The following is an 11,667-nucleotide window of genomic DNA, read 5'->3' as shown; positions in this document are numbered from 1 at the left end:
CTTGAGCGCCTCAGGAGCAGGTCTGAGACGTACTCGTGGGCCTTTCCTCATGTCCGGGTACGTCCCAACAGACCCCAAGCGCTCAGATCGGCGCCCCGGCCGACGATCGGTGGCGACGTGCCCGAGTCGTCAGGGAGCGGTCTGCAAGACCCTCAGTGCAGGCACAGGCGATCGGTCCTACGTGTCTCCAGATATCCAGTTTGGCGGCCAGCCGTTCGCCAACCCGCCGAACGTCGAGGTATCGCTGGCCGGCATCGAGGCCGCGGCGGGCGTGTCCCGGGTCCGTCTTAGCATGCAGAACGTCCAAGTCGAGGAGTTCAACATCCGGGTCACGACGACCGATGACACCGCGCTCAACTGGGTGTCGGTCGCGTGGGTTGCCCATGACGGGGCATGAGGAACGACCGCGAAGTGTTCGACAACGCACACGCAATACGTAGTCGGCGGTGATGACGCAGATCGGCGCCCCCGGGCTTACCCCTCTGTACCGCGTGTTGGGGGGATCCGTCATCGTGGTCAGGTGAGGTTGACCGCACCACGACTGCATTCTCCGGCCACGCCGCTGCTTGCCGCGGCTGGCGCTGTCGCCGTGTTCGTCCCAGTGACGATCGTTGCCCTGCACACCGGCGTGGGTCAGCGGGTCGACGAAAGCGCGATGAGGGCAGTGGTAGCCGGCCGCGAGACCGAGCTGACCGTCCTGAGCCTCCTCGGCCGGGTCTCGATCGGGGCGGTGCTGGCCGTGTCGGTGGTGTGCGTCGCGCTGGCTCTCGCGCGCGGACGCACCCGGCTGGCCATCGCCGCGATCGGTGTGATCGTCGGGGCGAACCTCACGACCCAGTTCCTCAAGGAAGTCGTGCTCGAACGATCGATGCTCGACGTCATCGCGCCCAACAGCCTGCCGAGCGGTCACACGACCGTCGTCGCGAGCGCGGTCGGTGCACTCCTCCTGGTGTCACCCCGGGCGATGCGGCTGCTGGTCGTGGTGGCCGGCTCCTTCGCTGTCATGGTGACCGGTGCCTCGACCATCGTCGCCAGCTGGCACCGCCCGTCCGACATCGTCGCCGCACTCGCGGTGTGCGTGGCCTGGACTGCAGCCGGCTCGATGGTGGTCGGCGGGTCGCATCGGCCGGTTTCCAGGGTGGGCGTCGGGTCCCTGGCCGGGGCCGCTGCGGCGCTCGTTCTGCTCGTCGGAATCGGCGTGCGCCCGTCGTACGGATGGAGCGGCTTCGCCGAGGCCGCCTTCGTGCTCGGCGCCATGACTCTCGTGACCGCTCTCGCGGTCGCCGCGATGGAGCGCATCTCGCCGACCGCGTCCTGAAGCAGGTCGGATCAGGGCAACCGGTGTCGACCTGACGTCGCGAAGGCTCCAAATGGCGCTAGACGATGCTAGAAGCGACCCATGGTGCTAGACGCGCTAGACGTTGCTAGAATTGATCCCATGGCTACTCGGGTGCCGAATCCCTACCGACCAGGTTTCAACCAGGCGCCGGCGGCGCTGGCGGGCCGTGACTCCGTTCTCGAGGCGGTCGCTGAGGCACTCGACGTCGCTGCCTTGGATGGGCGGACTCCGCGGCCGCTGGTGCTCACCGGGGGCAGGGGAGTGGGCAAGACCGTGATCCTGGGAGAGGCGGCGGCGATAGCGGCCACCGAGCACAGCTGGCTCACCGTCCCGATCGAGATCCGCCCCGAACGCCCGTTCACGACGCAACTGCTCGAACGCCTGGCCGCTGCCCGGGACCTCTATCGACAGGCTCCGCCCGGCAAACAGATCGAGGTCACGGCTGCAACCATCAAAGCGTCGGTGCTCGGGATCGGTGGAGAGGTGGAGGTCCGCAGGCGGGCGACTTCGACACCGGAGCCGGCGCTGCCGCTGGACGCCGCGCTCGCGGAGGTGTGCGAGGCCGCACTCGAGCACGACGCCGGCCTCCTGATCACCATCGACGAGCTCCAACTGGCCGCGAAACCCGAGCTCGGTGACTTCGCCGCCACCTTGCAGCAACACGTCCCGGACGCATGGCCGCTGGTCGTCATCGTCGCCGGCCTCCCCAGCATCCGCGACACCCAGCGAGGCGTCACCTACTTCGAGCGCGGCGAGTGGCACGTCCTCGGGCCGCTCGACACCACCTCGACCCGTTTGGCTCTGGAGAAGCCCGCCGACGACGCCGGCCGCCCCATGACTGCAGATGCCGTCGACCAATTGGCGACCGCTTCGGGTGGCTACCCGTACGCCATCCAGCTGCTCGGCCACCACGCCTGGCGAGCATCGAAGGGCAGCGACGCGATCGCCGCAAGTCATGTACCAGCGGCGATCGACGCCACCCAGAGCGAACTCGCCGCCGGCCTGTACGAGTCGCGCTGGCAAGACGCCTCCCCGAAGGAACGCGAGTACCTGGCAGCCCTCGCTGAGCTCAGCGCCACCCAGGATCACGTCACAGGCTCTGAGGTCGCGCACGCGCTCGGCACTCAACCCAAGGCCGTGTCTTACGTCCGTGACCGACTGATCCGCAAGGGAACCATCTACACCGAGGCCGAGCGAGTCCGACTCGCCGTGCCCGGCATGGCCCAGTGGATACGCCGCTGAGAACAGCGTGTCCCGACATGAGGGTGCTCCGGCAATACTGCGCGATCGGAAGGGAGGCCCCGCAGGTCGTTGCCGGACCGGCCCTTGGGGACGTGGTCGCCGGCACCACCGATCAGGGTGTCGTAAACCCTCTCCGCCAGACGATGGTGTCGTTGCCGGACTCGACGCAGATCACGTCCGCGCGGGTCGCGCCCCGCAGGTTCTGCCCTGCGTGGCGTCCGTGTCATCGATCGTTCACTCCGCCGCGTCCGTCGGCGCCGTGAAGGAAATGACCACCATTCCGTTACCGAAGTTCGATGAGGCCCCGTACGACCCCGTCACAGAGGCTCCGATGTGGCCGCTGCCGCCCCCGCCGCCACCGCCAGCACCACCACCGCCGCCGCCGTAGAAGCCGCCGCCCCCACCGCCACCGGCTGCGCTGCCGGCGCCGCCCACGCCACGCTGCCCGGACTTGCCACCGCCGCCGCCACCGGCTGCCTGGGTTCCTCCTTTGCCCGGAACTGCGACACCGCCGTCATCGTTGAAGCCGCCGGCGCCACCGCCACCACCGGCCGCAATCAACGGAACATCGGAGGCGGCGCTTCCGGCGTGTACCGACGACCATCCGCCGCCGCCGCCACCGCCGCTGCTCACGCCAGCTGACCCGCTGCCGCCGCCGTTGACGCCCGCCGCACCAGCGACGTTGGCACTACCGTTACCGCCCCGGCCGCCGACGCGGATGCCGAAGTTGTCGCCGCCGGTCACGGTGAGCGTGCCACTCGCCGAGCCACCGGCGCCGCCGATCTCGCTGCCCGCATTCGACGCGCTTCCGCCGGACGCGGCGACCACCTTGATGGTCAACTGGGTGACGCCGGCCGGCGCCGAGAACGGGACCGGGGTCGCGGTCGGAGTGGCGTAGGAGCACGTCACCTTGTTCGTGACCGCATTCTGCGAACACTCCGCCGGCAAAGGTGCCGCCGGCGCGCCACCACTGGTCAGTGCCACCAGGCCTGAAGCCGTCAGAACCGAGGCTGCGGCCCAGGTCGTCACACGTTTCATCGATCGCGTCATCGCCCAACATCGCCCACTAGAACCCTGTGCCTTTATTGGATCACTCGCGAGGAGGCTGCGCACCGATTTTGTGGTATTCGGATTCACCGGGCTGTGGGTCAGCCGTAGGTGTCGCGGGGGCCACGGGCGTCGCGCAAGGTGCGCTTGCCCTTCTTCCACGACGGGGCCTGCGGACCGCGGACGTCGACGCGCAGCACGGAGCCATGGCCCAGCTCCTCGTTGAGCCGTTGCACGACGCGAGGTGCGAGCAGCTTCAGCTCCTTCGCCCACGCTGTGGAGTCGGTGCGGATGGTCACGGTCCCGTCGTCGAACCCCTCCACCTGGGAGTGCGCGGCGATCTCCGGGCCGACGATGGTGGCCCAGTCGGTGAAGACGCGCTGCGCCTGGATGCGTTCGTCCCAGCCGCGGTCGCGGATCAGGTCGCCGACGACGTCGGACAGTGGAACGGGATCCTCCCGCCGACCGCGGCGGGGCGATGGCGGCGCACGTCGCCGGCGGCTCGGCGAGCCGGTGGGAGCACCGCCCCGGTAGGAGTCCGCGATGTCCCGGGCGAGCCCGAGCGGGTCGGGCCCCTCGTCGGGGACATCCGCGACCGCTTCATCGTCATCGGTGGGGTCAGTCATGCTGAACCAGCCCGCCCTCGACCCGGAACCGCCGTCCGAGCAGTGACTTGGGCACGTCGTCGGCCACCGCGGCTGTGACCAGCACCTGCTCGGCTCCGACCACGAGGTTGGCGAGCTGCTCGCGCCGGCCCTGGTCGAGCTCGGCGAAGACGTCGTCGAGGATGAGGACCGGGTCGTCACCCTCGTCGCGGAGCAGCGCGAACGACGCGAGGCGCAGGGCCAGCGCGAGCGACCAGGCCTCACCGTGACTCGCGTAACCCTTGGCCGGCAGGTCGCCGACGTCGAGCACCACCTCGTCGCGGTGCGGCCCGACGAGGCTGATGCCCCGGTCGAGCTCATCTCGACGTCGTTCCTCCATCCCGGCCAGCAGGGCCATGTGAACTGCCGCGGGGTCGCCGGCCGCGTCGTCAGGAAGCCCGACCGAGGCTCGGTACGTCGCCGTGACGTCGCGGCGGTCGGACTGCGCCTCCGCCGCCACCTCCTGGTATGCCGACGCGAGGCGCGGGGCGAGGTCGTCGAGCAGCCTCAGCCGGTGCGCGACCAGCTCACCGCCGAGCGCCGCCATCTTGTCGTTCCAGATGTCGAGTGTCGACAAGTCAACCGACCCGTGACGCCCCCGGGCGGACTTGAGCAGCGTGTTGCGTTGCTTGAGGGCGCGGTCGTAGTCGGCCTTGACGCCTGCGAGTCGAGGCGTGCGCAGCGTCAGGAGCGCGTCGAGGAACCGGCGACGGTCGGACGGATCGCCCTTGACGAGGGCGAGGTCCTCCGGCGAGAACATCACGGTGCGCAGGATGCCCACGACGTCGCGCGTTCGAGGCAGCGGTGCGCGGTTGACGCGGGCCCGGTTCGCCCGGCCGGGTGTGATCTCCACCTCGAGCAACGCCGTCCGGTCGTCTCGGCGGACCTCGACCCGAACGACGGCCCGATCGGAGCCGGCACGCACCAGCGGCGTATCGCCGGCGACCCGGTGCGAGTCCAACCGTGAGACGTAGTCGATGGCCTCGACGAGGTTGGTCTTGCCCTGCCCGTTGGCGCCGATGAACGCGGTCGGCCCGGGCTCGAGATCCAGCTCCACCTCGGGGTACGACCGGAAGTCGTGCAGCACGAGCCGGGCGACGTGCATGGTCTAAACGGGATCAGATGGGTCTGGGTCGGCGGCATCGAGGCCGACATCCTTGGCCGCCTGCACCGCGTGGCCGCCGAACTGCTGACGCATCGCCGCGACGGCCTGCATGGCCGGTGACTCGTCCTGGCGCGACGTGAACCGGGCGAAGAGCGCCGCCGCGATGGTGTGCATCGGGACCGCGTTGTCGATGGCGGCCTCGACCGTCCAGCGTCCTTCGCCCGAGTCCTCGGCGTACCCGCGGATCTTCGACAGGCCCGGATCGTCCTCGAGGGCGTTGACCAGCAGGTCGAGCAGCCACGACCGGACCACGGTTCCGGTGCGCCACGAGTCGAAGACCTCGGTGACGTTGTCGACCATGTCGACCGTCTCGAGCAGCTCGTAGCCCTCGGCATAGGCCTGCATCATGGCGTACTCGATCCCGTTGTGGACCATCTTGGAGAAGTGGCCGGCGCCGACCCGGCCGGCGTGAACGAAGCCCGACTTCTCGTCCGGGCGCAGAGCGTCGAACGCCGGCTGCACCTTGGCGATGTCATCGGCGTCACCGCCTGCCATGAGCGCATATCCGTTGTCGAGACCCCAGACGCCTCCGCTGACGCCGCAGTCGACGAACCCGATGTTCTTCTCGGCCAGCTCGGCGGCATGCTTCTCGTCGTCGGTCCAGCGTGAGTTACCGCCGTCGACGACCACGTCGCCCTCGCCGAGCAGGTCGGCCAGCGCGATGATCGTCGCGCGGGTGGGATCTCCGGCCGGCACCATGACCCAGACGACCTTCGGCGACGGAAGCTGCTCGACCAGCTCCTCGAGCGAACCGACGTCGCTGACGAGAGGGTCGCGGTCGTAGCCGACGACGGTGAGGCCGGCCTTGCGCATGCGTTCGCGCATGTTGCCGCCCATCTTGCCGAGGCCGATGAGACCGATGTGCATGATGCCTCCCGGGATCAGCTCTGCAGCCGCACCGGCATGATCAGGTAGCGGAACGCGCCGTCGGGGTCGGCCCCGATCTCCTGCACGCCGGAGATGGCCGCCGGCTTGGTGTGCTGGGTGAACGACAGGTGCACAATCGGGTCGGACATCACCGCCAGGCCCTCCAGCAGGTAAGTGGGGTTGAATCCGATCGAGATGTCCGCACCGTTGATGGTGGCCTCGATGGACTCGGACGCCTGGGCCTCGTCGCCGCTGCCGGCCTCGAGCAGAAGCTGCCCACCTGCGAACGTCAACCGCACCGGAGTGTTGCGCTCGGCCACCAGCGAGACGCGCTTGACCGAGTCGACGAACTCCTGGGTGCTGACGAACGCGACCGTCTCGGCCTGCGCCTGGAAAAGCTGGCGGACGCGCGGGAAGTCGCCCTCGAGCAAACGGGTGGTGGTGCGACGCGAACCGTTGCCGACGACTCCCTCGAAGCCGATGAGCCCGTCGCCGGACTCGCCGGACGACACCGCGATCGTGACATCTCCGCCGGCCGCCAGCGAGCGTGCGGTCTCACCGAGCACCCGGGCCGGCACGAGTGCCTGGGCCGACAGGTCGCCGCGCTCCGGGTACCAGCTGAGCTCACGGAGGCTGGCGCGGAAGCGGTCGGTGGCCATCAACGAGATGGTGGAACCCTCGAGCTCGAGCCGGACACCGGTGAGCAAGGGGAGCATCTCGTCGCGTCCGGATGCCGCGCTGGCCTGGGTGACCGCGGTGGCGAACTCGTCGGCCTTGACCTTGCCGGTGGCCGTGGGCATGTCGGGTAGCTGCGGGTACTCCTCGACCGGCATCGTCTGGAGGCTGAACCGGGCGCTCCCGCAGACGACCTGCACCTTGGTGCCATCGAGGGCGACGTCGATCGGCTTCGCCGGAAGGGACTTGACGATCTCCGACAGCAGGCGGCCGGAAACCAGCGCACGACCGTCGTCAGCAACCTCGGCCGGAAGGGTGGCACGGGTGGACGTCTCGTAGTCGAAGCCGGACAACGTGAGCCCGTCGCCGGAGGTCTCGATCAGCAGGCCGGCGAGCACCGGGACGCTGGGACGGTTGGGCAGGCTGCGCGCGGTCCAGGCGACGGCGTCGGCGAACGTGTCGCGGTCGATGCGAAATTTCACGAACGTGGACCTTTCGGAAGGACGGGTGCCGTCGGGATGAATCCTGCCACGCAACAGTGCCTCGAGGTAGTGCGGGCACGGCCCCGAAGAGCTGTCCACACACACAGGGCTCAGACCTACTTTGACGGGGTCTTCTGACATATAGACGAGTAGTAGTCGTAGTAGCCAGTGTGGATAGCGTGGACAACCCTCGTTCGCGCAGGTGGAGAGCGGTGTACCCCCGTGGATGACCTGTGGGCGAGTCGGTGGGCTCCACCCGGTGCCTTGTGGATCGAAACCTGTCGTTCACACGGGGTTCACAGACTGGAGGTGAATGTCCACGGGTCAGGGTGGCTTTCCCACAGGTCGGTCCCCAGATGTGCATCGCGGAGGAGGACGGTGTCACGGCGTCGTGTCGTGAATCAGGACTGCCGGGCTTGCTGCTTGATGCGGTTCGTGAGCTCGGTGACCTGGTTGTAGACGGCGTGCTTCTCGGCCATCAGCTTGCGGATCTTGCGCTCGGCGTGCATCACCGTGGTGTGGTCGCGACCGCCGAACTCCCGACCGATCTTGGGCAACGACTCCGCGGTGAGCTCGCGGCACAGATACATCGCGATCTGGCGGGCGAGCACGAGGTTGCGGGTACGGTTTGCGCCGCAGAGCTCGTCGATCGAGAACTCCGAGTAGGTGGCCGTCTGGGCCATGATCTGGCCGATCGTGATGTCGGGCTCCTCGCCCTCGGCGACGAGATCCTTGAGCACCATCTGGGCGAGCTGCATGTCGACGGTGGCCTTCTGCAGGTTCGCGAAGGCCGTGGCACGGATGAGCGCCCCTTCGAGCTCGCGGATGTTCGTCTGCACCCGGCTGGCGATGAACTCCATCACGTCGGCCGGCACGGTGAGCTTCTCATTGGCGGCTTTCTTGCGCAGGATGGCGATGCGGGTCTCGAGGTCGGGCGGCAGCGTCTCGGTCTGCAGGCCCCACTCGAATCGGTTGCGCAGCCGCTCCTCCAGCGTCCGCAGCGCCTTGGGTGGGCGGTCGGACGTCATGACGATCTGCTTGTTCTCGTTGTGCAGGGCGTTGAAGGTGTGGAAGAACTCTGCCTGCGTCGACTCCTTCTTCTCCAGGAACTGGAGGTCGTCGACGAGCAGCACGTCGATCTCGCGGTACTTGCGCTTGAGCTCGGCGGTCTTGCGCTCCTGGATCGCGTTGATCACGTCGTTGGTGAACTCCTCGGTGTTCACGTAGCGCACCCGCGAGGACGGGTACAGGCTCAGGACGTAGTGCCCGATGGCGTGGAGCAGGTGGGTCTTGCCGAGACCGGACTCGCCATGGATGACGAGCGGGTTGTAGGACTTGCCTGGCGCTTCGGCGACGGCGACGGCGGCGGCGTGGGCGAACCGGTTGGAGGATCCGATGACGAAGTTCTCGAACAGGTAGCGCGGGTTGAGGCGAGCCTCGGCGGCGCTCCCGCGCTTGATCGGGACGACGTTGGTCCGCTGCGCCCAGCTGGGCACGAACTCGTCGTCATCCTCGTCGTCGTCGAGGTCGGCGAGCTCGACCTCGGGTTCAACTTCTCCATCATGTCCTTTGATTCTTGTAGATATATCACTTTGTCGACTTGTGCCGTGATGATTGTTCGTCTCGGCCTCGGTGGGATCGATCGTGACGATGAGTCGGATGTCCCGGCCGACGGAGGCAGTGAGCCCGTGCTCGAGGGCCGGCCGGACCCGGGACTCGAGCTGTGCGCGGGTGAGGTCGTCCTGGACGGCGACGATCAGGATGCCGTTGTGGAGGCTCAGCGGCATGGCGTTGGAGACCCATACCTTGGCGCCGGGCGAGAGAGTGTCGACAGCCTGCTTCCAGTGACCGGTGAGCTCGATGTCCTCGGTCCGATCAGGCGCCTCACCCATCCCGGTACCTCCCTTGCTCCACATGGTTTTCCACACAATGTGCATCGACATGCCAGCGTGGGTTCCACTGTGGAAAAGTCGAATACCGCGGCGACGCTAGCAGCGGCTCCGGGTCAGTTCAAGCGGATTTCCCCATCGAAACAGGACGGACCGGCGTGTCGCCTGGACGAGCCTCTCACAGCGGCGTAGGAAGGTCGGTTTGACCCCCGCGGAGGGCCCCCGTACCGTGGTGTGGTCATACCAGCGCGACACCTGCCGCGTGCTCACAGCGAGTCAGAATCTGTGGGCGAGCGGTGGCCGTCGACCGGCTCGCATCGCATCACCCGGCGAGCTCCAGACAAGCCAGCACCAGTTACCGCCCGATTCGTGAGGAAGTCCCGTGAGCAAGCGTACGTACCAGCCGAACAACCGCCGTCGTGCTCGCAAGCACGGCTTCCGTCTGCGCATGCGAACCCGCGCCGGGCGCTCGATCCTGTCGTCGCGTCGCCGCAAGGGGCGCTCCAAGCTTTCGGCCTGAGCCCGTTGCTCGAGCAGGTCCATCGCATGCGTAGCAGCGAGGACTTCCGCGTCACCGTCCGTCGCGGTGTCAAGGTGGCGCAGCCGACGCTCGTCATCCACGTCCTGCCCGGCGACGGTGGAGTCACCTCTGTGGGGCTGGTTGTGAGCAAGTCGGTCGGTAGTGCCGTCACCCGCAACCGCGTGAAGCGCCGGCTCCGACACCTCATGCGCGACCGGCTTTCCGATGTCCCCAGCGGGTCTCGGATCGTGGTGAGGGCACTGTCGCCGGCGAAGGACTCGTCGTCGACTACGTTGGCCGACGACCTCGACGTCGCGCTTGCTCGGGCAGGTGCCCGATGAAGCACGTCTTGATCTGGCTGCTCAAGGGCTACCGGTTCGCGATCAGTCCGCTGTACGGCCAGGTGTGCCGCTACTACCCCACTTGCTCCGCGTATGCGCTGGAGGCCGTGCAGACCCACGGATCGCTCCGTGGCACCTGGCTTGCCGCGCGGCGAGTAGCGCGATGCCACCCATGGGCGGCCGGTGGCCTCGACCCCGTTCCGCCCGCACAGATCCGCAGGTCATCGGCGCGCTCGTCGTCGATGGCGACCCCCACCACAGGAGAACCATGGGCTTCCTAACCGATCTCGGATCGGCCATCATGACGCCGCTGTACTACGCGGTGTCAGGCGTGCTGCTGGCGTGGCACTGGCTCTTCGACCAGTTCATGCCGCATGACTCGGGCTGGACCTGGGCACTGGCCATCGTCGGCCTGACCGTCACCATCCGTGCCCTGTTGATCCCGCTGTTCGTCCGGCAGATCAAGTCGAGCCGTAACATGCAACTGCTTCAACCGCAAATCAAGGAGCTGCAGAAGAAGTACGGCCACGATCGTGAGCGGCTGACGCAGGAGCAGATGAAGCTGTGGAAGGAGACGGGCACCAACCCGTTTGCCTCCTGTCTTCCGTTGCTCCTGCAGATGCCGGTGTTCCTGGCGTTGTTCCAGGTGATCGACAAGGCCGCGAAGGAGGGTGCCGAGGGTGCTCGCGGGTTCCTGACCGGTGCAGACGCGGAGTCTCTCTCGAACGCCGAGCTGCTCGGGGCTCGGATCGCCGACACGTTCATCAGCTCAGACAACGTGGAGACCAAGATCTTCACCATGACGCTGGTCGTCGTCATGTGTCTGACCCAGTTCGCGACGCAGCGGCAGCTGATGAGCAAGAACATGCCGCCGGACGCCATGTCGGGTCCGTACGCCCAGCAGCAGAAGATGCTGCTCTACATTCTTCCGCTCGTGTTCGCCTTCGGCGGTGTGTTCTTCCCGCTCGGCGTCCTTTTCTACTGGACGGCCTCGAACCTGTGGACGATGGGCCAGCAGTTCTACGTCATCCGGAACAACCCAGCTCCCGGCACGCCGGCGTTCAAGGCCAAGCAGGAGCGCGACGCCCGACACGGCAAGACCGTCGTCGAGGACCCGTTGAAGGAGCTGGAGGAGCCGCACTCGGCCCCTGCCCGTCAGCAACCCAAGAAGCAGTCCCGTGATCAGCGCAAGAAGCAGGCTGGTAAGAGCCCGTCCACCGGCCCTACCCCGCTCCCCGGTGCAGCGGACGCTTCGAGCCCCAACGGTGGGTCGAAGGGTGCTGCAGAGCCGACACCTCGTCAGCAACCCCGCCAGCAGTCGCGAAGCCAGCGCACGAAGAACAAGAAGAAGAAGGGTGGGAAGAGATGACCACGGACTCCACGAAGCTCGAGGTGGAGGGCGACGCCGCGGCCGACTTCCTCGAGGAGCTGCTCGACATCGCGGACCTCGACGGCG

At 67.6% G+C, this 11,667-nt stretch carries 13 protein-coding genes; 7 read left to right on the top strand and 6 right to left on the bottom strand.

What is annotated here, in order from left to right; translation table 11 throughout:
* Window positions 1-181: 181 nt before the first annotated feature.
* From ACRDPN_RS03935 to ACRDPN_RS03925, 3 genes are all read left to right on the top strand, one after another.
* Window positions 182-397, top strand: coding sequence for an H-type lectin domain-containing protein (locus ACRDPN_RS03935; RefSeq protein WP_431446034.1), 216 nt, complete (start codon window positions 182-184; stop codon window positions 395-397).
* A 123-nt stretch (window positions 398-520) separates the two neighbouring features.
* Window positions 521-1,318, top strand: coding sequence for a phosphatase PAP2 family protein (locus tag ACRDPN_RS03930; protein WP_431446032.1), 798 nt, complete (start codon window positions 521-523; stop codon window positions 1,316-1,318).
* Window positions 1,319-1,438: 120 nt separating this feature from the next.
* Window positions 1,439-2,581, top strand: a complete 1,143-nt coding sequence (locus ACRDPN_RS03925) for an AAA family ATPase (protein ID WP_431446031.1) — start codon at window positions 1,439-1,441, stop codon at window positions 2,579-2,581.
* Between the two features lie 234 nt (window positions 2,582-2,815).
* Here the strand turns inward: ACRDPN_RS03925 and ACRDPN_RS03920 are convergent, their stop codons facing one another.
* From ACRDPN_RS03920 to dnaA, 6 genes are all read right to left on the bottom strand, one after another.
* The gene (locus tag ACRDPN_RS03920; protein WP_431446030.1) at window positions 2,816-3,619 is read right to left on the bottom strand and encodes a hypothetical protein; all 804 of its coding nucleotides are present in this window, start codon (window positions 3,617-3,619) and stop codon (window positions 2,816-2,818) included.
* 110 nt (window positions 3,620-3,729) lie between these two features.
* Entirely contained in the window at window positions 3,730-4,254 is a 525-nt protein-coding gene (locus ACRDPN_RS03915; protein WP_431446029.1) for a DUF721 domain-containing protein, read from the bottom strand.
* Window positions 4,247-5,377 carry a DNA replication/repair protein RecF gene (gene recF / locus ACRDPN_RS03910; protein WP_431446028.1) on the bottom strand — a complete coding sequence of 377 codons (1,131 nt, stop codon included), beginning with the start codon at window positions 5,375-5,377 and terminating at the stop codon, window positions 4,247-4,249. Before recF ends, ACRDPN_RS03915 begins: the two co-directional genes overlap by 8 nt.
* A gap of 3 nt (window positions 5,378-5,380) precedes the next feature.
* Entirely contained in the window at window positions 5,381-6,304 is a 924-nt protein-coding gene (gnd, locus tag ACRDPN_RS03905) for a phosphogluconate dehydrogenase (NAD(+)-dependent, decarboxylating) (protein ID WP_431446027.1), read from the bottom strand.
* 14 nt (window positions 6,305-6,318) lie between these two features.
* Window positions 6,319-7,461, bottom strand: coding sequence for a DNA polymerase III subunit beta (gene dnaN / locus ACRDPN_RS03900; RefSeq protein ID WP_431446026.1), 1,143 nt, complete (start codon window positions 7,459-7,461; stop codon window positions 6,319-6,321).
* 401 nt (window positions 7,462-7,862) lie between these two features.
* Complete coding sequence (gene dnaA, locus ACRDPN_RS03895) at window positions 7,863-9,353, bottom strand: chromosomal replication initiator protein DnaA (protein ID WP_431446025.1); 1,491 nt, start codon at window positions 9,351-9,353, stop codon at window positions 7,863-7,865.
* 379 nt (window positions 9,354-9,732) lie between these two features.
* Here dnaA and rpmH point away from each other — a divergent pair, with 379 nt between their 5' ends.
* The 4 genes from rpmH to yidC are packed head-to-tail and all read left to right on the top strand — an operon-like array spanning window position 9,733 to window position 11,580.
* Window positions 9,733-9,870, top strand: coding sequence for a 50S ribosomal protein L34 (gene rpmH, locus ACRDPN_RS03890; protein WP_431446023.1), 138 nt, complete (start codon window positions 9,733-9,735; stop codon window positions 9,868-9,870).
* A gap of 5 nt (window positions 9,871-9,875) precedes the next feature.
* A complete protein-coding gene (gene rnpA / locus ACRDPN_RS03885) occupies window positions 9,876-10,211 on the top strand; it encodes a ribonuclease P protein component (protein ID WP_431446021.1) in 336 nt (111 codons plus the stop codon).
* Window positions 10,208-10,492: a membrane protein insertion efficiency factor YidD gene (gene yidD / locus ACRDPN_RS03880; RefSeq protein ID WP_431446020.1), complete on the top strand. Its 285-nt coding sequence runs from the start codon at window positions 10,208-10,210 to the stop codon at window positions 10,490-10,492. Before rnpA ends, yidD begins: the two co-directional genes overlap by 4 nt.
* The gene (yidC, locus tag ACRDPN_RS03875) at window positions 10,480-11,580 is read left to right on the top strand and encodes a membrane protein insertase YidC (RefSeq protein WP_431446018.1); all 1,101 of its coding nucleotides are present in this window, start codon (window positions 10,480-10,482) and stop codon (window positions 11,578-11,580) included. The genes yidD and yidC overlap by 13 nt, the downstream gene beginning before the upstream one ends.
* Window positions 11,581-11,667: the final 87 nt, after the last annotated feature.

The sequence above is a fragment of the Aeromicrobium sp. genome (assembly GCF_050700635.1).
Classification (GTDB): Bacteria; Actinomycetota; Actinomycetes; order Propionibacteriales; family Nocardioidaceae; genus Aeromicrobium.
Note: the sequence above shows the minus strand (reverse complement) of the source record. Positions and strands in the feature narration are given on the sequence as shown.